Below are 25,306 nucleotides of genomic sequence, written 5' to 3' on the forward strand. Positions count from 1 at the left end.
GGGGGAGTTCGATGGTCCGTGACGTGGCCCGTCGGCGGCCCCGGCAGCGCGGCGGCGCCTCCGACGGCTTCGCGCGTCTGGTGGCGCACACCGACCCGGTGGCGTTGGTCGGCATCACGTTGTCGATCACCCTCAGCGTCATGCTCGACCTCACCAACGCCGCCTCCGGGGTGGAGTCGCTGCTGGCCGGCCTGATGGGCATCACCATCTCGCTGCTGGTGGACTCGCTGGCCCGCGCGGAGCGCCGGTTTCACCTGCGGACGCTGCTGGACGGTCCGCCGTGGCTCGTCCACACCACCACGGAGCTGGCCGGGGCCATGCGGGAGGCCGCCGAGCAGCACGCGGGCACGCGGGTCGCGGCGGAGGCGCAGCGGCGCTACGAGCAGTTCCGGCTGGAGGCCGAGCAGCTCGCGCAGGGGCGGATCATCAGGCGCGGCGACGAGGACGAGGACCTGGTCGGTGCGACCCGCGGCTGCGTGCACCGGCTCGACGCGCTGACGAACGTGATGCCCCGGGCGAGCGGGGAGCTGAGCTGGTGGCGCAGCGAGATCGGCCGACGGTACTGGGAGGCGAACGTCGCGGCCCTGCAACGGGGCGTCCGGATCACCCGGGTCTTCGTCTACGCCACGCTGACCGACGAGCTGTCCGCGCTCGTGCAGCGGCAGCGCGCGGCCGGGGCGCGGGTGGGTCTGCTGCCCTTCGGTGTGGTCAGTCCACAGCTCCTCGTCAATCTGACAGTCTGGGACGGGTCGAGCTGCTGGGAGGCCCGGATGACCGCGCACGGCGAGATCGGCGAGAACCAGTTCTCGGTCAACCGGACGGACGTCGACCGCCTCACCCGCGTGTTCGACGTCTGCGTGAACGCCGCGACCTTCCAGGACTGACGGCCGAGGCGGGGAAGCCATGACGGTGAGTGCGGTCCTGCTGGTGACGGCCGTGGTCTGGGCGGTCAGCGTGATCCGCTCGGTCCGGCTCCGGGCGCTTGTCTACAGCCTTCCGTTGCCGATGACGCTCGCCCTGGTCAGCACGCCGTACGGAGTGGGCGGCGCACAGGTGCTCGGCGTGCTCGGGCTCAACCTCTTCTTCGTCACCGTGGCGGTCACCCACCAGCGGCTGCGCTGGCCCATCCTGCTCGCCGACGCCGCGGGGATCGCTGTCTACGTGGGGCTGAGCGCAGGTCTGTTGGCCGTCGACATCCCGTTCGAGGCGGCCCTCGGCGCCACGCTCGTGCTCTGGCTGGCGGCCATGCTCCTGCTGCGCCGTCGCGCCCGTACGCAGGTCGCCCACGCCGGCGGAGCGGACGCCGCCGCTGCCGGCGACGCGGACTCCCGCGCCGAGACGCCGGCCGGAGGCCGTCCGGACGGTCTGCCGGCGCTGCTCAAGTTGCTGGTCATCTTCGTCGGGGCGATCCTCACCGCGGTGCTCGGCGCGGTGTTGCGCGGCATGGTGGTGACATTCCCGTACTCGGGGGTGCTGGTCGCCGTCGAGGCTCGCCGTCAGTTGGTCGAGTTCAGCGGGCACTTCGCGCGCAACAGCCTCGCGCTGGTCGGCTTCCTCACCGCGTACCACTACCTTCAGGACGTCTCGTCGGCCGTCGCGCTGGGCACCGGCTGGGCGGCCTTCGCGGTGGTCGCCACCGCCCTGCACCTGCCGCTGCGCCGCCGCGGAGCGGCCCGGGCCAGCCCGCCGAGTCGCGTGTCGAGACCCCTGCGGCCGGCGGCCGAGGCAGCCAGCCACCGTGCCGTGAGCCCGCCTACCGGGCGATCGTGACCAGGTCCGCGTCCGGCGAGGCTGCGGATCGAGTGGCGGTAGGCCGTCGACGCCGCGCGAAACAGCGGTGAAGAGGCGGGATCGTTCCGGAAACCGTTGACGTGCTGTCAGGCCGGAACGGCCTTGCGCTACACCCTGACAGTTGTCCGTGCGGGCCGGCGGTGGGAGCGTGCGGTATCCACGAACGCCGCTGAAGGGTTCCCACCATGACCGACGACCTGCTGGCCCGGCACCGGGCCGTGCTCCCGTCCTGGATGCCCCTCTACTACGACGAGCCGATCGAGCTGGTCTCCGGGTCGGGCCGCCGGGTCACCGACGCGCAGGGCCGCACCTACCTGGACTTCTTCGGCGGCGTGCTGACCAACATGATCGGGTACGACATCCCGGAGATCCGTGAGGCGGTCGAGCGGCAGCTCGCCACCGGCATCGTGCACACCTCGACGCTGTACCTGATCCGCCAGCAGGTCGAGTTGGCCGAGAAGATCGCCCAGCGCTCCGGCATTCCTGACGCCCGGGTGTTCTTCACCAACTCCGGCACCGAGGCGAACGAGGCGGCACTGCTGGTCGCCACCAACTACCGCCGCTCGCACCAGGTCCTGGCCGTGCGCAACAGCTACCACGGCCGGTCGTACGCGGCGATGGGTGTCACCGGCAACCGCACCTGGTCGGCCAGCGCCCTCAACCCGCTCCAGGTGGCCTGGCTGCACTCCGGTGACCGGGTACGCGGGCTGCTGGCCCGGCTCAGCGCCGACGAGCAGGTCGACGCGGCGGTGGAGGACCTGCGCGAGGTGCTGACCACCCAGACCTCCGGTGACGTGGCCGCGTTGATCGCCGAGCCGATTCAGGGCGTGGGCGGCTTCGTGCACCCGCCGGACGGGCTCTTCGCCGGTTGGAAGAAGGTCCTCGACGAGCACGGCATCCTGTTCATCGCCGACGAGGTGCAGACCGGCTGGGGGCGTACCGGGGAGCACTTCTGGGGTTACCAGGCGCACGGCGTCACCCCGGATCTGCTCACCTTCGCCAAGGGCGTCGGCAACGGGTTCGCTCTCGCCGGGGTGGTCGGCCGGGCCGAGGTGCTCCAGGCGGTGCCGGGGATCAGCTTCTCCACCTTCGGCGGCAACCCGATCTCGACGGCGGCCGGCAACGCGGTGCTCGACTATCTGGTCGCGCACGACCTCCAGGCCAACGCGGCCCGCGTCGGCGCGATCCTCGCCGATGGCCTGCGGTCCGCCGTGGGCGGTCTCGACTGCGTCGCCGAGGTACGCGGAAAGGGGCTGATGCTCGGCGTCGAGTTCGTCCGGCCGGGCACCAGCGAGCCGGACCCGACGCTGACCAACCGGGTCTTCGAGGCGTGCCGGGACGGTGGCCTGCTGGCCGGCAAGGGTGGCCTGTACGGCAACGTGCTGCGGATGGGACCGCCGTTGACGCTGACCGAGGAGGAGGCCCGGGAGGGCCTGGCGATCCTGGTCGACGCGATCCGTTCGTCGGCGGAGGTGGCGGCATGAGCATCGGCCACTTCGTCGACGGCAAGCGGGTCGGCGGCACGTCCGAGCGACGCGGTGACGTGTTCGACCCGGCGACGGGTCGGCGTACCGGCGAGGTGGAGCTGGCCTCGACCGCGGACGTCGACGTCGCGGTGCGGTCCGCCGCCCGCGCGGCCCGCGACTGGCGCGACGCGTCGCTGGCGAAGCGGTCGACCGTGCTGTTCGCGTTCCGCGAGCTGGTGCACGCCCGGCGGGACCGGCTCGCCGAGGTGATCACCGCCGAGCACGGCAAGGTGCTCGCCGACGCCGCCGGCGAGGTGCAGCGCGGCCTGGAGGTCATCGAGTACGCCTGCGGCCTGCCGTCGGCGCTGCGCGGCGCGTTCAGCGAGAACGTCTCCACCGAGGTCGACTCGTACACCCTCCGGCAGCCGGTCGGGGTGGTGGCGGTGATCTCCCCGTTCAACTTCCCGGTGATGGTGCCGCTGTGGTTCGTGCCGGTGGCCGTGGCCTGCGGCAACGCGGTGGTGCTCAAGCCGAGTGAGAAGGACCCGAGCGCGGCGCTGCTGCTGGCCGAATGGTTCGCCGAGGCCGGCCTGCCCGACGGGGTGCTCAACGTGGTCAATGGCGACAAGGAGGCCGTCGACGCGTTGCTGGACCACCCGGAGGTGCGGGCGGTGTCGTTCGTCGGCTCCACCCCGATCGCCCGGTACGTCTACCAACGCGGCACGGCCGCCGGCAAGCGGGTGCAGGCGCTCGGTGGGGCGAAGAACCACATGGTGGTGCTCCCCGACGCCGACCTGGACCTGGCCGCCGACGCGGCGGTCAACGCCGGGTTCGGCTCGGCGGGGGAGCGGTGCATGGCCATCTCGGTGCTGGTGGCGGTGGAGCCGGTGGCGGACGCGCTCGTCGAGCGGATCGCCGCCCGGGTCACCGGGCTGCGTACCGGCGACGGCCGACGGGGCTGCGACATGGGGCCGCTGGTGACCGCCGCGCACGCGGCGAAGGTGCGCTCCTACGTGGACGCCGGGGTGGCGGCCGGCGCGGTGCCGGTGGTCGACGGCCGGGACGTGACGCCCGACGGCGACCCGGACGGCTTCTGGCTCGGCCCGACCCTGTTCGACCGGGTGACCCCGGACATGTCGATCTACACCGACGAGATCTTCGGGCCGGTGCTGAGCGTGGTCCGGGTCGGCTCGTACGACGAGGCCGTGGAGCTGGTCAACGCCAGCCCGTACGGCAACGGCACGGCGATCTTCACCAACGACGGCGGCGCGGCCCGGCGCTACCAGCACGAGGTGGAGGTCGGCATGGTGGGGATCAACGTGCCGATCCCGGTGCCGATGGCCTACCACTCGTTCGGCGGCTGGAAGTCGTCGCTCTTCGGCGACCTGCACGCGCACGGCGAGGACGGGGTGCGGTTCTTCACCCGGGGCAAGGTGGTCACCAGCCGGTGGCTGGACCCGCGCCACGGTGGGGTCAACCTCGGGTTCCCCACCCAGACCTGAGCAACCGCAGCACGCCCGCCCCGGCCAGGTACGCCAGCAGCGCCGCGACGGGTGTGCCGAAGGGTTCCCGGGCGTGCGACGGGGTCGCGCTGTTGATCAGCAGCGCGACCACCACGGCGATGTACCCGGCCACGGTCAGCGCCGCGCGGGTGGTGGTGCCCCGGCCAACCCGCGGTGCGGTGCGGTGCCGGGCGCTGCGCGCCTCGACCGGGCCGAAGATCGCGACCAGCGGCGCCAGGACGGCCGCGAGCAGCAACAGCCAGGGGACTCGCCACGCCCACCAGGCGCCTGAACCGGCGGCCGGAGTGGGCAGCGTCCCGGTCGTGTCGAGCAGCCCGATGAGCAGGATCGCGGCGGTCAGGTGCCAGAGGAAGATGGTCAGCACCACCAGGTTGACCCCGATCACCAGCTGCCACGGGCCGGTGCGGCGCAGCAGGCGTTCCGCCGGGCCGCGCAGCAGCAGGATCAGGCCGAGCTGGGCGGTGGCGACGGCCAGCAACGCGAGGCTGGGCGGGCTGAGGTTGTCCAGGCGCTCGCCGGGCACGTGCAGCATCGCCACCGGCCACGGGCCCGGCCCGGTGAGCAGCAGCAGGGCGGCCAGCCCGCTGGTCAGGAACGCCAGCCCGGCCCGCCGGGAGGTGGGCAGCCGCCGCCGGCGTACCCCCGGCTGGTCGGGATCCGACGGCTCGCCGGCGTCGGCGGCGGCTGACGGTGGCGCGGTTTCGGTGGTCGGCGGCGCTGCGGGGGCGGTCGGCGGGGTGGCGCGGGTGTCGTACCAGGCGAAGCCGAGCTGGTGTATGGCCAGCCAGCCGAACAGGTAGCTGCCGTAGCTCAGCTCCACCGACCCGGTCAGCCGGGCCAGATCCCCGAGGCCCACCAGGGCGACCAGCACCAGCGGGACGGCCAGGCCGAAGCGGCGGTGCAGCGCGTACATGGCTGGGGTGAGCACGACGACCGCCAGGTAGGCGACCAGGAACCACAGGGGGATGGTGGCGAACCAGACCACCTCGCGGATTCGGGTCGGGTCGACGCCGCGCAGCCGTGCCACCGCCGCCGCCCCGGTGAGCACGAGCAGCAGCGCGCTCGTGGGGCGGACCAGTCGGGCACTGCGGTCGAGCAGCCAGCCGGCGGCGTTGCCGCCCCGGGCGCGCAGCCGGGTCAGCGAGGCCGCGTTGGCGTAGCCGCCGACCAGGAAGAACACGGGCATGACCTGGGCCACCCAGGTCAGCGGGTACGCCCAGCGCAGGTCGCCGAGCGCGGAGTGCCCGGTGGGCCGCCCGGCCGCGTCCCGCCCGATCGCCGTGACGCCCCAGTGTCCGATAACGACCATGGTGATGGCGAGCGCGCGGAGCAGGTCGACGTACCGCTCCCGTCCGGCCGGGGTGCGCTCGGCGATCTGACGCAGGCGGCGCATCGCCCCAGGTTAGGTGACCCGGTACTGCCCGGTGGTGATAACGGTTCGACCGTCAGGACTTGAAGTCGGGGCCGCACTGTCGTAGAAATTCTTCAGCAACAACGCGTTAACTGAAGAGAATCGACGTGCCTCGCGCGGCGGACGCCTTCCCCCACTTCGGCGATCCGCCCGACCCGACCCGAGGAGATCTGATGAACAGGCGTGACATCTTGCGGCGCAGCGCCGCCGCCGGCCTCCTGGCCACCCCCGCCGCCGGCCTGCTGACCGGTTGTGCGACCGGCGGCGGCGACAAGGGCGATGCCGAGACCTACCAGGGCACCAAGAGCGCCGAGAACCCGCTCGGCGTCAAGGAGGACGCCCCGCTCGAGGTGGTGATCTTCGGCGGCGGGTTCGGTGAGGAGTACGCCAAGGCCCACGAGGCCATGTACACCGCGAAGTACCCGAAGGCGAAGATCAAGCACACGGCCACCCAGGAGATCAGCAAGACCCTCCAGCCGCGTTTCGTCGACGGCACGCCCCCCGACGTGGTCAACAACTCCGGCGCCAGCCAGATCGACTTCAACGGCCTGGTCAGCCAGAACGCCATCGCCGACCTGGGCGAGCTGCTCGCCGCGCCGAGCCTCGACGTTCCCGGCAAGACCGTCAAGGACACCCTGCTGCCCGGCGCGGTCGAGGTCGGCTCGTACGACGGCACATTCCTGGTGCTCAACTACACCTACACCGCCTACGGCATCTGGTACTCCGAGAAGCTGTTCGCCGACCGCAAGTGGGAGTACGCCAAGACCTGGGACGACCACATCGCGCTCTGCAAGCAGATCAAGGCCGCCGGCATCGCCCCCTGGACGTACGCGGGCCTGCACCCGCGCTACATGAGCTGGCCGCTGATCGCCACCGCGATCAAGCTCGGCGGGCCGTCGGTGGCGACCGCGATCGACAACCTGGAGCCGAACGCCTGGAAGTCCGACTCGATGCGGACCGCCGCCGACGCGTGGCACCAGATCGTCAAGGACAAGTTCATCCTGGAAGGCTCGCCCGGCCTGGACCACAAGCAGTCGCAGACCGCCTGGTGCCAGGGCAAGGCCGCCTTCATCTCCTGCGGCTCCTGGCTGGAGAGCGAGCAGAAGGACGTCACCCCGGCCGGGTTCAACATGACCATCGCGCCCACCCCCAGCCTGGGCAGCGGCGACAAGCTGCCGTTCGAGGCGATCCGGGGCACCGCGGGCGAGCCGTTCATGGTGCCGGCCAAGGCCCGCAACGTCGCCGGTGGTCTGGAGTACTTCCGGACCATGCTGTCGTTCAAGGGCGCCCAGGACTTCACGAAGAAGGTCGCCAGCCTCACCGTGGTCGCCGGCGCCACCGAGGGCGTCGAGCTGCCGTACGGGCTCAAGACCGTGGTCAAGGCACTCGACGCGTCCGGGGCCAACGGCTTCAACTGGGTCTACAACAACTACTACCGCAAGCTGGAGCGCAACCTCGTCGACGCGGCGTGCGGCGAGTTCTTCAGCGGCCGGATCGGCCCGGCGGAGTTCCTCGACCAGTGCCAGAAGGGCGCCGACTCGATCGCCCAGGACAGCTCGATCAAGAAGTACAAGCGAGCGGCTTGACAGCACGGCAGGTGGGGGCGACGCCCGCCCCCACCTGCCGCATCCTGGGAGAGGTCCACAGTGAAACATGGCAAGTGGCCGCTGATCGTCACGTTCCTGGTGCCGCCGGTGCTGCTGTACGTCTTCTTCGTCGTCTCCCCGTACCTGCAGGCGTTCCAGATCTCCACCACCGACTGGCTCGGCTACTCGGCCGACGCCAACCAGGTCGGGCTGGCGAACTTCACGGCGCTGTGGCACGACGACTACGTGTGGAACGCGCTGAAGAACAACGCGATCCTGCTGGCCCTGGTGCCCGTGCTGACCATCGGGTTCGGGCTCTTCTTCGCCACCATGCTCGCCCTGGGCGGGCGTCGGGGCCGCGCCGGAGTCACCGGGGTCCGCGGTGGCACGTTCTACCGCACCGTGTACTTCTTCCCGCAGGTGCTCTCCGTGGTGATCATCGCGCTGCTGTTCAAGGAGGTCTACCACCCCAACAAGGGGCTGCTGACCAGCGCGCTGCACGCCGTCGGCCTGCCCGCGCCGACCTGGCTCGGCGACCCGGCGACCGCCTTCTGGTGTGTGCTGGCGGTGATGGTGTGGAGCAACGTCGGCTTCTACGTCGTCCTGTTCGGCGCGGCGATGTCGGCCGTGCCGAAGGAGATCTACGAGGCCGTGCTGCTCGACGGCGCGTCCCGGTTCACCACGCTGCGGCGGATCACCCTGCCGCTGCTCTGGGACACCGTGCAGGTCGCCTGGGTCTACCTGGCCATCTTCGCCCTGGACGGGTTCATCCTCGTGCAGCTGATGACCAACGGCGGGCCGAACTTCTCCACCGACGTGATCGGCGTACGGATGTACGACACCGCCTTCGGCAGCGAGACCAAGTTCGGCTACGCCTCGGCCATCGGCGTGGTGATGTTCTTCCTGACCCTCTCGGTGGCGGTGCTGTCGCTGCGGGTCGGCCGGCGCGATCGGATCGAGTACTCGTGACCACACTGGACCAGCCCACCGCCGCCGCGCCGACGCCGACCCCGGGTCGGGACCGTCCCGTCCGCCGGGAACTCGGCGTCGCCAACGCCCTCTCGCACGGCTTCCTGCTGCTCTGGGGCCTGCTCACCGTCCTGCCGTTGCTGTGGATGTTCCTCAGCTCGTTCAAGACCAACGGCGAGATCCTGGCCGACCCGTGGGGGCTGCCCTCGGCACTGACCTGGGACAACTGGGCCCGCGCGTGGACCGGGGCGCACATCGGCCGGTACTTCCTCAACAGCCTCGTGGTGGTCACCGGCTCGGTCAGCCTCACCATGCTGATGGGCGCCGCCGCCGCGTACGTCTTCGCCCGGTACGAGTTCCGCGGCCGGCAGATCGTCTACTACCTGTTCGTCGGCGGCCTGATGTTCCCGGTGTTCCTCGCCCTGGTGCCGCTGTTCTTCGTGGTCCGCAACGCCGGCCTCTTCGGCACCTGGACGGGACTGATCCTGGTGTACGCGGCCTACTCGCTGCCGTTCACGGTGTTCTTCCTGACCGCGTTCTTCCGGACCCTGCCGACCTCGGTGGCCGAGGCGGCCATGGTCGACGGCTGCGGTCACTTCCGGCTCTTCTTCCGGGTGATGCTCCCGATGGCGCGTCCGGGACTGATCAGCGTGGCGATCTTCAACTTCCTCAGCCACTGGAACCAGTTCCTGCTGCCGCAGGTGCTGATGCAGGGCGACGAGTCCAAGTGGATGCTCGCCCAGGGGCTGTTCGCGCTGTCGGTCAGTCAGGGCTACGCGGGGGACTACGCTCGGCTCTTCGCCGGGTTGAGTATCGCGGTGCTGCCGGTGCTGGCGATCTACGTGGCCTTCCAGCGGCAGGTTCAGACCGGCCTCACCGCGGGCCAGCTCAAGTAGGGTCTCGGCTTGACCGGTAGGAAATCTCCTACCTATTGTGGTCGGCATGACCGTGACCCACGTGCAACTACTCTCCGTACCCGTCACCGACCAGGATCGGGCCCGGGACTTCTACGTCGACGTCCTCGGGTTCGACCTGGTCTGGGACAACCCGATGGGCCCCGACGGCGGGCGCTGGGTGCAGGTGGCGCCCCCGGGCGCCGCCACCGCCCTCACCCTGGTCACCTGGTTCCCGACCATGCCGCCCGGGTCGCTCAAGGGCCTGGTGCTGGAGACCGACGACCTGGACGCGGACGTCGCCCGGCTACGGGAGCGGGGGGTCGTCTTCGCCGACGGGGGCATCCGGTCCGCCCCCTGGGGCCGGTACGCCACCTTCGACGACCCCGACGGCAACGGCATCGTCCTCCAGGCGACCCGTGTCTGAGTCGGCCGTCTTCGCGGCGCTGGCCAACCCGACCCGGCGTGAGCTGCTGCGGCTGCTGCGCGACGGCGGGCAGCAGCCGGTGCAGCGGCTCGCCGACCACTTCGACATGCGCCGGCCGAGCCTGTCCGAGCACCTCAAGGTGCTCAAGGAGGCCGGTCTGGTGGTCGAGCGGCCGGTCGGTCGGCAGCGGCTGTACGCGCTACGGCCGGAGCCGCTGCAGGAGGTCGCCGACTGGCTCAGCCCGTACGAGGCGTACTGGCGCGGTCGACTCGGGGCGCTGCGCGACGTGCTGGACGAGCTTGACGATGAGTGAGCGCGGCACCATCCGAGTGGACCAGTTCCTGACCCACCCGCCGGCCAAGGTCTGGCGGGTGCTGACCGATCCTGATCTCATCGCGCGCTGGCTGATGCGGACCGACTTCGTGCCGGTCGTCGGCCACCGGTTCACCTTTCGCACCGACCCGCGCCCCGGGTTCGACGGCATCGTGCACTGCGAGGTGCTCGACCTGGACCCGCAACGCCTGCTGCGCTGGTCCTGGCGCGGCGGATCGCTGGACACCGTGGTGACCTGGACCCTCGTCGCCGAGGGGCGGGGCACCCGGCTGTTCCTCGAACACTCCGGCTTCGACCCGGACGACCCGCTCCAGCAGCGCACCTACGCCCTGCTCGACGGCGGCTGGCGCTCGCACGTCTGGCGCCGCCTCACCAAGGTCCTCGACGCCCTCCAGCCCTCGACGAATAATCCCTAACCTTTGCCGGGGCGGTGGGCGCAGCCGGCGGCCGGCGGTGACCCTCGGTCACCTCCTGGGGGCGGATGCGGTCGTCAGCGGTATACCTCAGAGTCATATTCATACCTCTGAGGTATACCGCTCAGCAGCACATCGACACGGCGGGCAGCCAAAGCGGATGATCATCGCTCCCGCCCACAGCTCTGCACGCCCATGATCGCGCTCGATCCTGGAAAGAGTCCCACTGCTTCCTGGATCGGGCGCGATCTTGCACGCCGCCAGCGACGCGTCGCCGCCGATGCGTGTCCCGGCGAGGTGGCGTCTGGCAGGGGTGCGGTGGCGCGGCGGGCGCGGTGGCCCGGCGGGGCGCGGCGGGGGGCGGTGGGGTGGTCAGGGGGCGGGGAAGAGGCGGGCGTGCAGGGCGGCCGGGTCGGTGACCTCGGGTAGGGCGCGGGCGGCGAGCCAGGCCGCGGCGGCGGCCCCGTCACCGGCGGTGCGCAGGGGCGCGGACGGCCAGCGTCGGCCGATCTCGGCGCGGACGGCGGTGGCCAGCGGGGTGTCCGCGGTGAGCAGCCCGCCGCCGAGTACCACCGGCGTCGTCGCCCCGGCGGGGCGAATCCGGCCGACGCTCCCGGCGAGGTGGGTGGCGGCCTCGGCGATCAGCGCGGTGGCGACCGGTTCACCCTCGGTCGCGGCGGTGACGACCAGTGGCGCCAGCCGGGCCAGGTCGATCGGCGGCCGGCGGGTGACCGCCTGGATCGTGGCGTCCACGGTGTCGCGGGGGCGGGGAGCGATGTCGGCGCTGCCCACCAGGTCGGTGAGCACCGCCGTGCCCAGCGTGCCCGGCGCGTGGCCGGCGTCCAGGTCGGCGAGGAGCCGGCGGACCGCCTCGCGGCCGAGCCAGAAGCCGGACCCGGCGTCGCCGAGCAGCCAGCCGTGACCGTCGGCCACCCGGTCGAGTCGCAGGTCGACGACCTGCGCGGTGATCGCGCCGGTGCCGGCGATGAGCACCGTCCCGTCGGGCTCGGCGGTGCCGGAGGCGTAGGCCACCAGGGCGTCGCCGTGCACGGCGTACGGGCAGCGCAGGCCGGCGTCGTGCCAGGCCCGGTCGAAGGCGGCCCGTCCGGCGGGGTCGGCGAGCAGTCGGGCTGCGCCGGCCAGCCCGATGGTGCCGGCCGCCACCCGGGTCGGGTCGACGTTGGCGAGCGCGGCGCGCAGCGCGGTCAACAGTTGGACGGCGGCCCGGTCGGCGCCGTGGCTGGTGGGGTTGCCGCCGCCGGCGCGGCCGGTGCCGAGGCGTTCGCCGGCGAGGGTCAGGGCGGTCGCCCGGGTGGACGTACCCCCGACGTCGAGACCGACCACGACGGTGTCGGACATCGGCACGGGCCTCCTTGCGCTGCGCGGTGCTGGGCCTGTTCATGCTGGTCGGCGGTGCCGCGGAGGGCAACTTCGGGCCGGCGTCCAGGGCTGTGCGCCAGGTAACAGTTTGAAAACTTCGCCCACAGTCTTGACACAGAGGGCCGTTCAGTAAGAACTTTTACCACTAACAGTTAACAGTCTTTTCGGAAAGGTGAGGCGACCCATGGTTGATCACGAGGTGGACACCGTCGCGGGGACCGCGGTGGTCGACGCCCACGTGATCGACCGGAGGAACTCACCCTCCGACGGGGTGCTGGCCCGGGTGCGCAACGGGCTCGCCGAGCTGACCGGCGCGCTGCGCCGCGTCGCCGAGCACGTGCTCAGCGACCCGGAGGCCGCCGCTCGCTCCACCATTGTGGAGCTTGCCGAGCGCAGTGGCACCTCGCCGGCCACCATCACCCGCTTCTGCCGGGCGATGGGCTTCGAGGGGTACGCCGACCTGCGCCTCGGCATCGCCGCTGAGACCGGCCGGGCCCGCTTGGCCGGCTGGACCGTCGACATCGGCCGCGAGATCCAGCCCACCGACCCCCTCGCGCGGGTGCTCGACCAGATCATGGCGGCCGACACCCGGGCCATGCACGACACCGCCGCGCTGCTCGACCTCGGCGAGGTGGAACGCGCCGCGGTGGCCATCGCCGGGGCCAGCCGGGTGAACATCTTCGGGGCCAGCGGCAGCGCGCTGGTGGGCGAGGAGATGCAGTTCAGCCTGCACCGCATCGGGGTGGCCGCCTGGGCCTGGAGCGACGTGCACGAGGGGCTGGCCAGCGCCGCGCTGCTCGGCGTCGGCGACGTCGCGCTCGGCATCTCGCACACCGGCCAGACCCGGGAGACGATCGAGATGCTCGCCGAGGCGGGCAGCCGGGGCGCCACCACTCTCGCCCTCACCGGTTTCCCCCGCTCGCCGCTGGCCGAGCTTGCCGACATCGTGCTGCTCACCGCCAGCCAGGCCACCACCTTCCGGCCGGACGCCCTATCGGCCCGCCACCCGCAACTGGTGGTGCTCGACCTGCTCTACATCGCCGTCGCCCAGCGCACCCACGACCGCGCCCACGCCGCCTTCCGGCGTACCGCGCAGGCCGTCGACGGGCACAAGGCCGCGAAAGGGGCCCTCTCATGATCAGTGCCCAGGGGTACGCGGACGCCGTCCGCCCGGTGCTCGACCGCCTGCTCGACTCGGAGGCCGACGGGATCACCCGGGCCGCCGACCTGATCGCCGACAGCCTGCGCGCCGGCGGCGTCCTCCAGGCGTTCGGCGCCGGGCACTCCGAGGCGTTCGCCGCCGAGCTGGTCGCCCGCGCCGGTGGGCTGGTCCCCACCAATCGGCTCTCGGTACGGGACCTGGTGGTGCACGGCGACGCCCCGCGCGACGTGCTCGCCGACCCCAAGCTGGAACGCGATCCGTCCATCGCCCACCAGATCTACGCGCTCGCGGCGCCTCAGCCGCGCGACGTGTTCGTGGTGGCGTCCCAGTCCGGCATCAACGGCTCGGTGGTCGAGCTGGCGGCGCTGGTCATCGAGCGCGGTCACCCGTTGATCGCGGTCACCTCGGTCGAGCACACCGCACGGGTGGCGCCACGGCACCCGTCCGGTCAACGGCTCGCCGACCTCGCCGACGTCGTGCTGGACAACGGCGCGCCGTACGGTGACGCACTGCTGCCGCTCGAGGGCGGCGGCGCGGTCTGTGCGGTCTCCTCGGTCACCACGGCGCTGCTGGCGCAGTTGCTGACCGCCGAGGTCGTACGACGGTTCCACCAGGCCGGGGAGGTACCCCCTATCTACCTCTCCGCCAACGTCCCCGGCGGGGACGAGCACAACATCGCCCTCGAGTCCCGGTACGCCGGACGTCTCCGGCGTACCGCCTGACCCGAAATTCCACAAGGAGAGACGACGATGTCGATTACCCCCGAGCACCCGGCCGCACTCGACCGTCGCACGGTGCTGCGTCGCGCCGCCGCCGTGGGCATGCTCGCCACTCCGGCCATCGGCCTGCTCAGCGCCTGCGCGACGAGCAGCGGCGGTGACAAGGACAACGAGAAGGCCGCCGAAGGCACCAAGAGCGCGACCAACCCGCTGGGCGTCAAGGAGGACGCTCCGATCGAGGTGATCATCTTCAACGGCGGCTACGGCGAGAAGTACGCGACCGACGTGCACGAGCCGCTGTACAAGAAGGCGTTCCCCAAGGCGGAGGTCAAGCACCAGTCCACGCAGGCCGTCTCCACGGTGCTCCAGCCGCGGTTCGCGTCCGGCAACCCGCCGGAGTTCGTCAACAACTCGGGCGAGAAGCTGATCGACTTCGGCTCGCTGGTCGCCGACGGTCAGCTCCAGGACCTCACCGAGCTGTGGGACGCCCCGTCGGTCGACGACCCGGCCAAGAAGGTCCGCGACACCGTGGTGCCGGGCACCGTCGAGGCGGGCTCGTTCAACGGCAAGCCGTACGTCCTGTACTACGTCTCCACCGTCTTCGGCATCTGGTACTCGGCCAAGCTGTTCAAGGACAACGGCTGGGCGCCGGCAAAGACCTGGGACGACTTCATCAAGCTGCTCACCGCCATCAAGGCCAAGGGCATCACGCCCTACGGGTACGCGGGCGCGAACGCGGCCTACTACCAGTGGAACGTGATCCTCACCCAGGCTGCCAAGATCGGCGGCGTCGACGTGCTGAAGAACATCGACAACCTGGAGGACGGCGCCTGGAAGCAGGACGCGGTCAAGCAGGCCGCCGCGGCGTGGGCCGAGGTCGGGGCGAAGTTCAGCGACAAGAGCTTCGAAGGACTCAAGCACACCGACGTGCAGCTGCGGCAGAACCAGTACAAGGTGGCCCTGTACCCCAGCGGCGACTGGCTGGAGGGCGAGCAGAAGCAGGACACCCCGGCCGGCTTCGACTACCAGCTCATGCCGGTGCCGAGCCTCACCGCGTCGGACAAGCTGCCGGCCACTGCCCTGCGGGCCACCGCGGGCGAGGGCTACTTCGTCTCGGCGAAGAGCAAGAACCCCCGGGGCGGTCTGGAGTACATGCGCCAGATGCTGTCCAAGGCGGGCGCGAAGGGCTTCACCGAGGTGGTCAAGGCCCCGACCGTCGTCACCGCCGGTTCGGAGGGCTTCGCCTTCCCGCCCGGTGTGGCCAGCTCGCAGGCCGCGCTCAAGGCGGCCGGCCAGGACGTGTTCAACCTGTACTTCGACGGCTGGTACAAGGAGCTCGACACGGAGGCGCGCAGCGCCACCAACGAGCTGATGTTCGGCCGGATCAACGCGGACGCCTTCGTGGAGCGGATCCAGAAGCGCGCCGACGCGATCAAGAAGGACAGCTCGGTCGCCAAGTTCAAGCGCTGATCGATCGGAGCTAGGGTCATGCGGCACGGCAAGTATCCATTCGTGATCGGGTTCCTGTTCGCCCCGGTCGCGCTGTACGTGACATTCGTGATCTGGCCGTACGCGCAGGCGTTCCAGATCTCGATGACCAACTGGCGAGGGCTCTCCGCCCCGCAGTGGGTGGGCTTCGACAACTACCGGAGGATGCTCGACGACGGCGCCTTCTGGAAGGCGGTCCAGCACCACGGCGTACTGCTGCTTGCCCTGCCGCTGATCACGATCGCCATCGCGCTGTTCTTCGCCTTCCTGCTCAACGTGGGCGGCAAGAGCAGTGGCGGTCAACGCCAGGGGGTCTGGGGGTCGAAGTTCTACCGGGTGGTGTTCTTCTTCCCCCAGGTCCTGGCGGTGGCGATCATCGCGGTGCTGTTCCAGATGGTCTACCGGCCGAACGAGTCCGGACTGATCAATGGCGTGTTGATGAAGCTCGGCCTGGAGCCGATCCTCTTCCTCATCAAGCCGAACCTGGCGCTGTGGTCGATCATCGCGGTGCTGGTCTGGCAGGCCGTCGGCTTCTACGTGGTGCTCTTCTCGGCCGGGATGGCGTCCATTCCCGGTGAGATCTACGAGGCCGCCGAGATGGACGGCGCGAGCAGGGTGACGCTGTTCTTCCGGGTCACCCTGCCGCTGCTTTGGGACACCCTCCAGGTGGCCTGGGTCTACCTGGGCATCGCGGCGTTCGACGCGTTCGCCATCGTGGCGGTGCTCTCGGTGGACAGTGGCGGCCCGGACGGCGCCACCACCGTCCTGGCCGTGGAGATCTACCGCAACTTCACGTACCAGAAGTACGGCTACGCCTCTGCGATGGGTGTGGCGCTCTTCTTCCTCACCATCACGTTCGCGGCGCTGACGCTGCGGCTCACCAAGCGGGAAAGCGTGGAGTACTGATGAACCCGCAGTCGACGCTGCCGCCGACGCCGGCGGCGCTACCGCCGAAGACCGGCGACCCGTCCGCGACCGACGGTCGGCGTGGCAGGGGCCCCCGCTCGGAGGTACGGCTCTTCGCCGGCCTCGGGCACATCGCTCTCGCCGTGTGGGCGGTGATCGTGATCGTCCCGATCCTGTGGACCTTCCTCGCCGCGTTCAAGAACACCAGCGAGATCTTCAGCAGTCCGTGGACGTTGCCGGCGGAGCTGCGCTGGGAGAACTTCGGCCGGGCGTGGACCAAGGCGCACGTCGGCAGGTATTTCCTCAACAGCGTCTTCGTGGTCGCGTGCAGCACGTTCGGCACCATGCTGCTCGGCTCGATGGCCGCGTACGTGCTGGCGCGGTACCGGTTCTGGGGCAACCGGGCGATCTACTACCTGTTCGTCTCAGGGCTGGCGTTCCCGGTTTTCCTGGCCCTGGTGCCGCTCTTCTTCGTGGTGAAGCAGCTCGGCATGCTGGACACCTACCAGGGCGTGATCCTGGTCTACATCGCCTACTCGCTGCCGTTCACGGTCTTCTTCCTGGCCGCGTTCTTCAAGACGCTGCCGTCCTCGGTCGCCGAGGCGGGGATGATCGACGGCTGCGGTCACACCCGGCTCTTCTTCCGGGTGATGATGCCGATGGCGAAGCCGGGCCTGATCAGCGTGACGATCTTCAACATCATCGGGCAGTGGGCGCAGTACCAGCTCCCGCTGGTGCTGCTCTCCAACGCCAAGGACAAGTGGGTGCTCACCCAGGGCATCGCCGACATCTCGGTCAACGCCGGCTACGAGGCGGACTGGTCCGGACTGTTCGCCGCGCTGACCATCGCCATCCTCCCGATGATCATCGTGTACGCCGTCTTCCAGCGTCAGATCCAGGCCGGCCTCACCTCCGGCGCGGTGAAGTAGGCCGTCACCTCTGGCGCTCGTCGGCGTGGGCGTGCCATGAGCGCCAGAGGGCGGCGTACGCCCCGTCGGCCGCGACGAGGTCGTCGTGACTGCCGATCTCGGTGATCCGGCCGTCCGCCAGGACGGCCACCCGGTCGGCGTCGTGCGCGGTGTTCAACCGGTGCGCGATGGCGATGACGGTCCGCCCGACGAGCACGGCTGCGAGGGCCCGCTCGGTGCGCCGGGCGGTGCTCGGGTCGAGCGCCGCGGTCGCCTCGTCCAGGATCAGCGTGTGCGGGTCGGCGAGTACCAGCCGGGCCAGCGCCAGTTGCTGGGCCTCGGCCGCGCCGATCTGTCGGGCGCCGTCGCCGAGCGCGGTGTCCAGACCGTCGGGCAGCGCGTCGAACCAGTCGGCGCCCACCGTGGCCAGCGCGGCGCGCATCTGCTCGTCCGAGGCGTCCGGCGCGGCGAACGCGAGGTTGTCGCGTACCGAGCCGATGAAGACGTGGTGCTCCTGGGTGACCAGGGCGATCCGCCGCCGGCGTTCGGCCGGGTCCAGGTCGGTGACCGGGCAGCCGCCGATGCTGACGACGCCCCGCCGTGGCGCGTCGATGCCGGCCAGCAGCCGGGCCAGGGTCGACTTGCCCGCGCCCGACGGGCCGACGACCGCCAGCCGTTCGCCGGGCCGCACCTCCAGGTCGATGCCGTGCAGCACGTCGTGCCCGTCGGCGTACGAGAACCGCGCCTCGCGCACGACGAGCCGCTCACCCCGCGAGGTGGCCGTGGTCCCCGGCGGCTCCGGTGGGACCAGCCCGACGCCGAGCACCCGGGCGTACGACGCGAAGCCGCGCTGTGCCTGCTCCGTCCACTGCAACAGCCGGTCCAGCGGGTCGATGGCCTGCTGGAGGTAGAGCGCGGCGGCGACCACCGCGCCGAGCGAGACCCGGTCGGCGGCGAACAGGTAGCCGCCGACGAGCAGGACCATGGCGACGGGCAGCGGATAGCTGGCCTCCACGACCGAGAAGAACACGGTCCGCAGCGCGAGCGTCGCCCGGCGGGCCTGCCACACCCGGGTGACGCGGGTGGTGCCGTGCCGGATCCGGTCGTCGGCCAGCCGCAACGCCTCGACCGTGCGGGCCCCCTCGGCGGTGGTGGTCAACGCCTCGGTCAACTCGGCCGCCTCCGCGCCCTCGGTGAGGTACGCGGAGCTGGCCCGCCGCAGGTACCAGCGCGTCACCGCCACGATCGACGGCAGCCCGGCCAGCGCCGCGACCCCGAGCAGGGGATGCAGCAGGAAGACCGCCCCGAACAGCAACGTCAACTGCACCGAGGCGATGACGATGGTGGGCACCACGTCCCGGACGGTGGTCCCGACCGTCGCCACGTCGACCGAGCTGCGGGTGGCCAGGTCCCCGGAGCCGGCGCGCTCGACGACCGAGACCGGCAGCCCGAGCGTGCGGTTGACGAACTCTTCGCGCAGCTCGGCGACGGCCCGCTCGCCGAAGCGGTGGCCGGCGTACTGGGCGTAGCGCGAGAGCAGGGCGCTGACCACGACACATCCGGCGATCGCCAGTGCCAGCCGGTCCACGGTGGCCACGCCGGCGCCGGCGCTGACCCGGTCGACGATCGCACCCAGCAGCCAGGGCGGGGCGAGGCCGGCGACGGCGGCGGCGCTGTGCAGCGCCAGCACGACGCCGACGGCCCGGCGATGCCGGCTGATCATGTCCCGAAGGGCACGGCGTACGGTGCCGCGGTCCGCGATCGGCAGCCGGGTCACCGGTACGCCTCCTCGGCGTCGGCGGGCCGCTCGGCCACCGGATCGTCGCCGCCCCGGGCCACCAGGTGCCGGTAGCCCGGGTCGTGGTCGAGCATGTCCTCGTGCGTGCCGGTGGCGGTGATCCGGCCTCCGCTCAGGTGCGCGACCACGTCGGCGCGGCCGAGCAGCAGCGGCGACGTGGCGAGCACCACGGTGGTCAGCCCCGCCCGAGCCTTCCGCAGCCGCTCGGCGATCCGCGCCTCGGTGTGCGCGTCCACGGCCGAGGTCGGGTCCACGAGGATCAGCACCTCCGGCTCGGCGAGCAGCGCCCGGGCCAGGCGGACCCGTTGGCGTTGACCGCCGGAGAGCGTCCGGGCCCGGGCGTCCAGCGGGGTGTCCAGCCCGGCCGGGAGGGCGTCCACGATGTCGTCGGCCGACGAGGTCCGCAGGGCGGCGCCGAGCCGTTCGTCGCCGGCCCCGGGGCGCAGCACGTCACGCAGTGTCCCGGCGAAGAGGTACGAGTCGTGGTCGGCGACCAGGATCCGGGCACGGACCTCGTCCAGGGCGACCCGGGTCAGCGGGATGCCACCCCAGGTGGTGTCGCTGACCACGTACCGGCCCAGCCGGTCGGCCAGCGCCTCGGCGGCCGCCGGATCGTCGGCGGCGACCGCGGTCAGCCGGCCGGCGCGTACGATCAGCCCGGTCACCGGGTCGTGCAGGTCGGCGGGGCCGTTCGGCGCGGCCACCGCGTGCGGGTGACGCGCGTCGGGGACGGCCGACGGCCACCGGCGACCCGGCCCGCCGACGTCGTCCGGGGTGAGCCGGAGCAGGTCGGTGATCCGCCGGGCGGCGACCCGACCCCGGATGAGCTGGTGGCTGCCCTCCAGGAGGAACCAGACCGGCACGATCAGGCTCGCGACGATGCCGTAGACGGCGACGAGTTCACCGACGCTGACGGTGTCGCTGACCACCATCCGGGCCGTCAGCCACACCACCGCCGCCAGGAACAGGCCGGGGATGGCGACGGTCGCCGCGTCGATCCAGCTGATGACCGCGCCGACGCGGTAGCCCTCGGTGCGCAGGTCCGCAGATCGGGCCGCGTACCGTCGGGCGAAGAGGTCCCGGCCGCCCACCCCGGCCAGCACGCGCAGCCCGGCCACGATGTCGCCGGACCTGGCGGTGAGCGCACCCTGCTGCCTCCGGTAGACCGACTCCGCGCGTTCCAGTCGGCGCAGCAGCGGCCCGACGACCAGCGCGACCGCCGGCATACCCACCAGCACGCAGAGCGCGAGCAGCGGGGAGATCGACCAGAGCACCACGGCGATGACCCCGTACGCGATGATCGCGCCGACCCCCGGCCCGGTCAGTGTCAGCACCTGCGCCGACCAGTCGATGTCGGAACCGCCCACGGTGGCGACCTCACCGGCGGCGGAACGGCGCGGCAGCGCCGCGCCGACCCGGGACAGCTGGCGCAGCAGCACCTCCGCCGAGCGGGCCTTGGCGTCCTCCCGGATGAAGGTCATCGTGCGGTGTCGCATGATGCCCAGGTACGACAACGCCACCCCCGCCACGACGATCGCCACCACCCACAGGGCCAGGGCGCGGCTGTCGCGGGCGCGCAGGCCGTCGTCGACGGCGCGGGCGATCAGGTAGGGCCGGGCCGAGAGCCCGACCATCCAGGCCGTGCCGAGCAGACTGCCGCGCAGCACCCGCCAGGGCTGGCACCGGACCAGCCACCACAGGTACCGCATCGGACCGCGGGTGTCGGGGGTACCGGGGTCGGAGTGCGGGATCTGGGGAGGCACCTGGCCACGCTATCGAGCACCGGGCCGACGCACCGACCTGTTTTCCTGTCGGAGGGGGAAGGCAGAATCACATTCGTGCTGGTGGCGGTGGTGGCGGGCGAACGCGGTGGGGGAGAGCTGCGTCCGCTCGACGCCGCCGGCCGACCCGTCGGCCCGATCCAGACCGTCAGCGACCTCGCCGCCGCGATGGCCGCACGGGAGGCGGCCGAGCACCCGCGGTGGGTCTGGGCCACCGCGGGCGCGATCTACCCGGCGCTGCTGCGGGCCGGGGTGCGCGTCGAGCGGTGCCACGACGTGGAGTTGACCGAGGCCCTGTTGCTCGGGCAGGCCGGCCGTTGGGGTGAGCCCCGCTCGCTGGCCGCCGCGTGGGCCCGCCTGACCGGTGCTCCGGTGCCGCCCGACCCGCCGCCGCGCGCCGCCGCGCCGCCCGGGCACGGCCAGGGCGCGCTCTTCGACACGCTGCCCGGTCCGCCGGGGCCGGGCATCGAGGCACTGACCCGGGTGTACGCCGATCAGGTCGCCCGGCTGGCCACCACCGAGCACCCGGGCCGGTTCCGGCTGCTGGTGGCCGCCGAGTCGGCCGGCGCGTTGATCGCGGTGGAGATGGGCGTCGCCGGGCTGCCCTGGCGGGCCGAGGTGCACGACGCGGTCCTCGCCGAGCTGCTGGGGGAGCCGTCCCCGGTCGGCGGGCCGCCGCGCCGGTTGGCCGAGTTGGCGGCCCGCATCGCCGACGCGTTCGGCGTCCGCCAGCTGCACGCCGACTCCCCGGCCGAGCTGCTCAAGGCGTTCGCCCGGGCCGGGGTGGAGCTGCCCAACACCCGGGCCTGGGTGTTGCGCGGGGTGGACCATCCGGCGGTGCCCCTGGTGCTGGAATACAAGGAGCTGTACCGGATCTGGACGGCGCACGGCTGGTCCTGGCGTGAGCAGTGGGTGCGCGACGGGCGGTTCCAGCCGGAGTACGTGCCGGGCGGGGTGGTCTCCGGCCGCTGGGCGACCCGGGGCGGTGGCGCGTTGCAGATCCCCAAGGTGATCCGCCGGGCGGTGGTGGCCGACCCGGGCTGGCGGCTGGTGGTCGCCGACGCCGGCCAGTTGGAGCCCCGCGTCCTGGCGGCGGTCTCCGGGGACGCGCGGCTGGCGGCGGCGGGCGGCGCCGGTGACCTGTACGCCGCGCTCGCCCGGGACTCGTTCGGTGGTGACCGTCCCCGGGCCAAGGTGGCCCTGCTCGGGGCCATGTACGGGCAGACCGGCGGTGCGGCGGTGCCCGCGCTGGCGGTGCTCAAACGCAGCTACCCGACGGCGTTCGGCTACGTCGAGGCGGCGGCGCGCACCGGCGAGGCGGGCGGGTTGGTGCGCTCGTGGCTGGGGCGCACCTGCCCACCCGGCTCGGTCGGCCTCGGTGACCCCGACGAGGGGCCGACCGATCCGGACGCCGCGGCCGATCGGCAGAGCCCCCGGGCGCGGGCTGCCCGGTCCCGGGGGCGCTTCACCCGCAACTTCGTCATCCAGGCCACCGCCGCGGAGTGGGCTTCGACGCTGCTGGCCACCCTGCGCACCGAGCTGGCCGGCACCGACGCCGAGCTGGTCTTCTTTCAGCACGACGAGGTGATGGCGCACTGTCCGGCCGAGCAGGCCGAGGCCGTGGCGGCGGCGGTGAGCCGGGCGGGTGAGCGGGCCACCGCGCTGCTGTTCGGTGACACCCCGGTGCGCTTCCCCCTGGATCTGTCCATCGTCGACTGCTACGCCGACGCGGCCTGACCGGCTCGCAGGCGTGGCGGAGGTCATCGCGCGATGATCGCCTCCACATCGACGATGAGGCAGCATCCACGTGCCTGAATACCCCCAGGTGGGCGACGTGGAGTCGATCGTCCACCCGGGAGTGCGTCCGCCGGTAGCCGGGCCGTTCGGTGCTGCGGCGGTCGCGGAGGAGGCCATCGCGGGCCTCGCCGCGGCGGTCCGATGCGTAACGGTTGCGCTATTTTCCCTTTTCGCCCCGCTACCCGTGCGCGACCCTCCTCGTTGCAGTGTCCGTAGGAGGGGCCGGCCGGTCACGGTCGGTCCCGTGCTTGAGGGGGCGCAGCTGAACCGGATCGCAGGAATGATCATCGCCGCAGGTGGGGGACGCCGTATCGGGGGTCCCGAGGCGCTGCTGCACCAGGGAGAAAAGCCCCTGGTCAACCAGATGATCGACACGATGACCGAGGCGGGCTGCGAGCAGATCGTGGTCGTGCTGGGGGCCGCCGCCGACCAGGTCCGGGAGACCGCCGACCTGGCCAAGGCGACCGTTGTGATCAACAAAGCGTGGGGCACCGGGGTCGGCTCGTCCATCCGCGCCGGTCTGGCCGCCATGGACGACGCGGGGATCGAGGCGGTGGTGGTGGTGCCCGTCGACATGCCGGGCCTGACCGCCGCGGCGGTCCGCCGGGTGGCCGCGCTGCCGTACCCGGATGTGCTGGTCTGCGCCACCTACGACGGGCTGCGCGGGTACCCGATGCTGTTCGGCCGCCGGCACTGGCCCGGCATCGCGACCCTGGCCAGCGCCGACGTGGGCGCCCGGCCGTACCTGTTGGCGCACAAGGACCAGATCGTCGACATCGCCTGCGACTCGGTGGCCGACGGCAGCCGCGTCGACACCCCGGAGTTGATGGCGCTCTACGGGCTCACCGTCCCGCCGCAGCGCGTCGGGGTCTAGCGCGCCACTCTGGCCGCGCTCTCGTACGCCGCCGCTCGTGCGATCACCTCGGGGGTCGCGCGGGAGGGGTGGCCGCTGTCGAAGGGCGGTTGCGGGTCGTACTCCATCCAGAGCTGTATCGCTTCCGCCGTCGTCCGGTCGGTGAGGAGTTCGACGAGTCTCAGCCCCATGTCGAGGCCACTCGACACGCCGGCGGCCGTGATGATGCGGGCGTCCGGCTCCTCGACCACTCGCTGGTCCGTCGGCTCGGCACCGAAATGGATCAGCTTCTGCGTCACCCGGTAGTGGCTGGTGCCCCGTCGTCCCCGCAGCAGTCCGGCGGCCCCGAGCAGGAGCGAGCCGGAACACACGGAGGTCGTGAACGTCGTCGTGGCGTGGATCCGCCTGATCCAGGCCGGCAGAGGGCCGGTGAGAGCGGGACCGGTCCCCGGTCCTCCCGGAACGACGAGAACGTCGGCCGCCTGCACGTCGTCGAGCGCGGCCTCGGCCACGAGGGAGACCATCCCGCAGTCGTCGCGGACGGGACCGGGACGGTCGGCCACCAGGACCACGTCGACGCCCGGTGTGAGGGCCAGTGGCTGGTAGACGCCGATGACGTCCAGAGCGGTGAAACGTTCGTACAGCGGGATGACGACGTGGGTCACCAGAGGTCCCTTTCGGTCGTGTGCGGAGGCCGTGGACTGCGGTCAGAGGGTCGAGAAGCGCGCGCGGAACGCGCCCGGCGTCGTGCCGAGCCGTTCGCCGAAGACACGTCGGAGCGACTCGGCGGACCCGAACCCCGCCCGGACCGCCACGACGTCGAGAGCGAGGTCGGACTGCACCAGAAGGCGTTTGGCGGTCTCCAGACGAAGCTCGGTGCGGTAGCGCCCGACGGTGAGTCCCGTCTCGCGTGCGAAGAGACGCTGGAAGTGCCGGGGCGACATGGCGAGCTGCGCGGCAAGATCGTCGACACGGTGTGTCGCGGCCGGATCGGCGTCGATGGCACGCTGCACGGCGGCTACCCGCCGGTCGGTGGCGCGTTCCAACCACACCGGTCCGGAGAACTGTGCCTGCTGACCGGGGCGGTGCAGGAACATCACGAGCCAGCGGGCGATCTCCTGTGCGACCCGTGCGCCGTGATCGGCCGCCACGACGGCAAGCGCCAGGTCAATCCCCGAGGTGACACCACCCGACGTCCACACCGGACCGTCGTGCACGTAGAGGGCGTCATGGTCGACGGTGAGGTCGGAGAATCGCCGAGCGAGCTCCCCGGACAGCGACCAGTGGGTGGCCACCCTGCGACCACCGAGCAGTCCGGCCCGTGCGCACAGGAACGCCCCGGAACAGATCGACACCAGGCGTGTCGGCCGGCATCCCCGCAACCAGGTGACGAGGTCGTCGTGCTCGTCCCCGGCGGCCGCCGTACGGCCACCGGGGACGACGAGGGTGCCACCGCTGACGGGCTCTCCGAGCGCGTCGGCGACCAGGACGAGGCCGCTCTCGGACGCCACCTCGGCCTCCGTGCCCACCAGCCTCAGGTCGTACGCCCGGTGGTGACCCCGTGCCGTCCGATACCGGTTCGCCCCGGTGAGGACCTCCCACGGCCCAGCGATGTCGAGGGACTGCACACCCCCGAAGGCGACGACGGTGACGCGCTCAACCATGCCCTGAGTCTGTCGGCAGGGCCGGCGTGGCGCCATGA

At 71.8% G+C, this 25,306-nt stretch carries 23 protein-coding genes; 17 read left to right on the top strand and 6 right to left on the bottom strand.

The genetic code is table 11. The annotated features are described in order from the left end of the window. Positions 1-11: 11 nt before the first annotated feature. The 4 genes from ACGGAQ_RS28065 to ACGGAQ_RS28080 all read left to right on the top strand — a co-directional run bounded on the left by ACGGAQ_RS28065 (position 12) and on the right by ACGGAQ_RS28080 (position 4,759). Positions 12-884: a hypothetical protein gene (locus tag ACGGAQ_RS28065; protein ID WP_393054303.1), complete on the top strand. Its 873-nt coding sequence runs from the start codon at positions 12-14 to the stop codon at positions 882-884. 19 nt (positions 885-903) lie between these two features. Continuing rightward, on the top strand, positions 904-1,770 hold the full coding sequence (locus tag ACGGAQ_RS28070) for a hypothetical protein (RefSeq protein WP_393054305.1): 867 nt from the start codon (positions 904-906) through the stop codon (positions 1,768-1,770). A 206-nt stretch (positions 1,771-1,976) separates the two neighbouring features. After that, positions 1,977-3,275: an aspartate aminotransferase family protein gene (locus tag ACGGAQ_RS28075; RefSeq protein WP_393054307.1), complete on the top strand. Its 1,299-nt coding sequence runs from the start codon at positions 1,977-1,979 to the stop codon at positions 3,273-3,275. Beyond that, positions 3,272-4,759 (top strand): CoA-acylating methylmalonate-semialdehyde dehydrogenase, encoded by a 1,488-nt coding sequence (locus ACGGAQ_RS28080; protein ID WP_393054309.1) that lies wholly within the window; start codon positions 3,272-3,274, stop codon positions 4,757-4,759. The genes ACGGAQ_RS28075 and ACGGAQ_RS28080 overlap by 4 nt, the downstream gene beginning before the upstream one ends. Here ACGGAQ_RS28080 and ACGGAQ_RS28085 read toward each other — a convergent pair. Beyond that, positions 4,731-6,173: an acyltransferase family protein gene (locus ACGGAQ_RS28085; protein ID WP_393054311.1), complete on the bottom strand. Its 1,443-nt coding sequence runs from the start codon at positions 6,171-6,173 to the stop codon at positions 4,731-4,733. The genes ACGGAQ_RS28080 and ACGGAQ_RS28085 overlap by 29 nt on opposite strands. Positions 6,174-6,364: 191 nt before the next feature. On the opposite strand from ACGGAQ_RS28085, the gene ngcE (ACGGAQ_RS28090) reads away from it, so the two are divergent. Genes ngcE (ACGGAQ_RS28090) through ACGGAQ_RS28115 form a run of 6 tightly spaced genes read left to right on the top strand, consistent with a single transcriptional unit; the run spans position 6,365 to position 10,815 of the window. Further along, the gene (ngcE, locus tag ACGGAQ_RS28090) at positions 6,365-7,777 is read left to right on the top strand and encodes an N-acetylglucosamine/diacetylchitobiose ABC transporter substrate-binding protein (protein ID WP_393054313.1); all 1,413 of its coding nucleotides are present in this window, start codon (positions 6,365-6,367) and stop codon (positions 7,775-7,777) included. 60 nt (positions 7,778-7,837) lie between these two features. Continuing rightward, complete coding sequence (locus ACGGAQ_RS28095; RefSeq protein ID WP_393054315.1) at positions 7,838-8,746, top strand: carbohydrate ABC transporter permease; 909 nt, start codon at positions 7,838-7,840, stop codon at positions 8,744-8,746. Then, entirely contained in the window at positions 8,743-9,642 is a 900-nt protein-coding gene (locus tag ACGGAQ_RS28100) for a carbohydrate ABC transporter permease (RefSeq protein WP_393054317.1), read from the top strand. Before ACGGAQ_RS28095 ends, ACGGAQ_RS28100 begins: the two co-directional genes overlap by 4 nt. 46 nt (positions 9,643-9,688) lie before the next feature. Then, positions 9,689-10,066, top strand: coding sequence for a glyoxalase superfamily protein (locus tag ACGGAQ_RS28105; RefSeq protein WP_393054319.1), 378 nt, complete (start codon positions 9,689-9,691; stop codon positions 10,064-10,066). Beyond that, positions 10,059-10,379, top strand: coding sequence for a metalloregulator ArsR/SmtB family transcription factor (locus ACGGAQ_RS28110; RefSeq protein ID WP_355139394.1), 321 nt, complete (start codon positions 10,059-10,061; stop codon positions 10,377-10,379). The genes ACGGAQ_RS28105 and ACGGAQ_RS28110 overlap by 8 nt, the downstream gene beginning before the upstream one ends. Beyond that, positions 10,372-10,815 (top strand): SRPBCC domain-containing protein, encoded by a 444-nt coding sequence (locus ACGGAQ_RS28115; protein ID WP_393054321.1) that lies wholly within the window; start codon positions 10,372-10,374, stop codon positions 10,813-10,815. The genes ACGGAQ_RS28110 and ACGGAQ_RS28115 overlap by 8 nt, the downstream gene beginning before the upstream one ends. 369 nt (positions 10,816-11,184) lie before the next feature. On the opposite strand, the gene ACGGAQ_RS28120 is transcribed toward ACGGAQ_RS28115, so the two are convergent. Continuing rightward, positions 11,185-12,171: an N-acetylglucosamine kinase gene (locus ACGGAQ_RS28120; protein WP_393054323.1), complete on the bottom strand. Its 987-nt coding sequence runs from the start codon at positions 12,169-12,171 to the stop codon at positions 11,185-11,187. A gap of 205 nt (positions 12,172-12,376) precedes the next feature. On the opposite strand from ACGGAQ_RS28120, the gene ACGGAQ_RS28125 reads away from it, so the two are divergent. Genes ACGGAQ_RS28125 through ACGGAQ_RS28145 form a run of 5 tightly spaced genes read left to right on the top strand, consistent with a single transcriptional unit; the run spans position 12,377 to position 17,396 of the window. Beyond that, entirely contained in the window at positions 12,377-13,330 is a 954-nt protein-coding gene (locus ACGGAQ_RS28125; protein ID WP_393054325.1) for a MurR/RpiR family transcriptional regulator, read from the top strand. Beyond that, complete coding sequence (locus tag ACGGAQ_RS28130; RefSeq protein ID WP_393054327.1) at positions 13,327-14,076, top strand: sugar isomerase domain-containing protein; 750 nt, start codon at positions 13,327-13,329, stop codon at positions 14,074-14,076. The genes ACGGAQ_RS28125 and ACGGAQ_RS28130 overlap by 4 nt, the downstream gene beginning before the upstream one ends. A 27-nt stretch (positions 14,077-14,103) precedes the next feature. Beyond that, on the top strand, positions 14,104-15,543 hold the full coding sequence (gene ngcE / locus ACGGAQ_RS28135; RefSeq protein WP_393054329.1) for an N-acetylglucosamine/diacetylchitobiose ABC transporter substrate-binding protein: 1,440 nt from the start codon (positions 14,104-14,106) through the stop codon (positions 15,541-15,543). Positions 15,544-15,561: 18 nt separating this feature from the next. After that, the gene (locus ACGGAQ_RS28140) at positions 15,562-16,467 is read left to right on the top strand and encodes a carbohydrate ABC transporter permease (RefSeq protein WP_393054331.1); all 906 of its coding nucleotides are present in this window, start codon (positions 15,562-15,564) and stop codon (positions 16,465-16,467) included. Then, positions 16,467-17,396 carry a carbohydrate ABC transporter permease gene (locus ACGGAQ_RS28145; protein WP_393054333.1) on the top strand — a complete coding sequence of 310 codons (930 nt, stop codon included), beginning with the start codon at positions 16,467-16,469 and terminating at the stop codon, positions 17,394-17,396. The genes ACGGAQ_RS28140 and ACGGAQ_RS28145 overlap by 1 nt, the downstream gene beginning before the upstream one ends. 4 nt (positions 17,397-17,400) lie before the next feature. Here the strand turns inward: ACGGAQ_RS28145 and ACGGAQ_RS28150 are convergent, their stop codons facing one another. Beyond that, entirely contained in the window at positions 17,401-19,098 is a 1,698-nt protein-coding gene (locus ACGGAQ_RS28150) for an ABC transporter ATP-binding protein (RefSeq protein ID WP_393054442.1), read from the bottom strand. Positions 19,099-19,148: 50 nt separating this feature from the next. Then, a complete protein-coding gene (locus ACGGAQ_RS28155) occupies positions 19,149-20,882 on the bottom strand; it encodes an ABC transporter ATP-binding protein (RefSeq protein WP_393054444.1) in 1,734 nt (577 codons plus the stop codon). Between the two features lie 99 nt (positions 20,883-20,981). On the opposite strand from ACGGAQ_RS28155, the gene ACGGAQ_RS28160 reads away from it, so the two are divergent. Further along, positions 20,982-22,691: a bifunctional 3'-5' exonuclease/DNA polymerase gene (locus tag ACGGAQ_RS28160; RefSeq protein WP_393054446.1), complete on the top strand. Its 1,710-nt coding sequence runs from the start codon at positions 20,982-20,984 to the stop codon at positions 22,689-22,691. A gap of 340 nt (positions 22,692-23,031) precedes the next feature. Then, on the top strand, positions 23,032-23,625 hold the full coding sequence (locus ACGGAQ_RS28165; protein ID WP_393054448.1) for an NTP transferase domain-containing protein: 594 nt from the start codon (positions 23,032-23,034) through the stop codon (positions 23,623-23,625). Here ACGGAQ_RS28165 and ACGGAQ_RS28170 read toward each other — a convergent pair. Both ACGGAQ_RS28170 and ACGGAQ_RS28175 read right to left on the bottom strand, forming a co-directional pair. After that, on the bottom strand, positions 23,622-24,269 hold the full coding sequence (locus ACGGAQ_RS28170) for a DJ-1/PfpI family protein (RefSeq protein ID WP_393054335.1): 648 nt from the start codon (positions 24,267-24,269) through the stop codon (positions 23,622-23,624). The two genes, ACGGAQ_RS28165 and ACGGAQ_RS28170, sit on opposite strands and share 4 nt — an antisense overlap. A 42-nt stretch (positions 24,270-24,311) precedes the next feature. Beyond that, entirely contained in the window at positions 24,312-25,268 is a 957-nt protein-coding gene (locus ACGGAQ_RS28175; protein WP_393054337.1) for a GlxA family transcriptional regulator, read from the bottom strand. Positions 25,269-25,306 lie beyond the last annotated feature (38 nt).

The sequence above is a fragment of the Micromonospora sp. NPDC047557 genome (assembly GCF_043205095.1).
Classification (GTDB): domain Bacteria; phylum Actinomycetota; class Actinomycetes; order Mycobacteriales; family Micromonosporaceae; genus Micromonospora.

What these genes read in the sequence shown, in the direction of transcription:
- ACGGAQ_RS28115 (WP_393054321.1), top strand. Translation starts at nt 10,372, where the DNA reads ATGAGTGAGCGCGGCACCATCCGAGTGGACCAGTTCCTGACCCACCCG.
- ACGGAQ_RS28105 (WP_393054319.1), top strand. Translation starts at nt 9,689, where the DNA reads ATGACCGTGACCCACGTGCAACTACTCTCCGTACCCGTCACCGACCAG.
- ACGGAQ_RS28150 (WP_393054442.1), bottom strand. Translation starts at nt 19,098, where the DNA reads ATGATCAGCCGGCATCGCCGGGCCGTCGGCGTCGTGCTGGCGCTGCAC.
- ACGGAQ_RS28065 (WP_393054303.1), top strand. Translation starts at nt 12, where the DNA reads ATGGTCCGTGACGTGGCCCGTCGGCGGCCCCGGCAGCGCGGCGGCGCC.
- ACGGAQ_RS28155 (WP_393054444.1), bottom strand. Translation starts at nt 20,882, where the DNA reads ATGCGGTACCTGTGGTGGCTGGTCCGGTGCCAGCCCTGGCGGGTGCTG.
- ACGGAQ_RS28085 (WP_393054311.1), bottom strand. Translation starts at nt 6,173, where the DNA reads ATGCGCCGCCTGCGTCAGATCGCCGAGCGCACCCCGGCCGGACGGGAG.
- ngcE (WP_393054329.1), top strand. Translation starts at nt 14,104, where the DNA reads ATGTCGATTACCCCCGAGCACCCGGCCGCACTCGACCGTCGCACGGTG.
- ngcE (WP_393054313.1), top strand. Translation starts at nt 6,365, where the DNA reads ATGAACAGGCGTGACATCTTGCGGCGCAGCGCCGCCGCCGGCCTCCTG.
- ACGGAQ_RS28145 (WP_393054333.1), top strand. Translation starts at nt 16,467, where the DNA reads ATGAACCCGCAGTCGACGCTGCCGCCGACGCCGGCGGCGCTACCGCCG.
- ACGGAQ_RS28175 (WP_393054337.1), bottom strand. Translation starts at nt 25,268, where the DNA reads ATGGTTGAGCGCGTCACCGTCGTCGCCTTCGGGGGTGTGCAGTCCCTC.
- ACGGAQ_RS28080 (WP_393054309.1), top strand. Translation starts at nt 3,272, where the DNA reads ATGAGCATCGGCCACTTCGTCGACGGCAAGCGGGTCGGCGGCACGTCC.
- ACGGAQ_RS28125 (WP_393054325.1), top strand. Translation starts at nt 12,377, where the DNA reads ATGGTTGATCACGAGGTGGACACCGTCGCGGGGACCGCGGTGGTCGAC.
- ACGGAQ_RS28130 (WP_393054327.1), top strand. Translation starts at nt 13,327, where the DNA reads ATGATCAGTGCCCAGGGGTACGCGGACGCCGTCCGCCCGGTGCTCGAC.
- ACGGAQ_RS28070 (WP_393054305.1), top strand. Translation starts at nt 904, where the DNA reads ATGACGGTGAGTGCGGTCCTGCTGGTGACGGCCGTGGTCTGGGCGGTC.
- ACGGAQ_RS28075 (WP_393054307.1), top strand. Translation starts at nt 1,977, where the DNA reads ATGACCGACGACCTGCTGGCCCGGCACCGGGCCGTGCTCCCGTCCTGG.
- ACGGAQ_RS28165 (WP_393054448.1), top strand. Translation starts at nt 23,032, where the DNA reads ATGATCATCGCCGCAGGTGGGGGACGCCGTATCGGGGGTCCCGAGGCG.
- ACGGAQ_RS28120 (WP_393054323.1), bottom strand. Translation starts at nt 12,171, where the DNA reads ATGTCCGACACCGTCGTGGTCGGTCTCGACGTCGGGGGTACGTCCACC.
- ACGGAQ_RS28140 (WP_393054331.1), top strand. Translation starts at nt 15,562, where the DNA reads ATGCGGCACGGCAAGTATCCATTCGTGATCGGGTTCCTGTTCGCCCCG.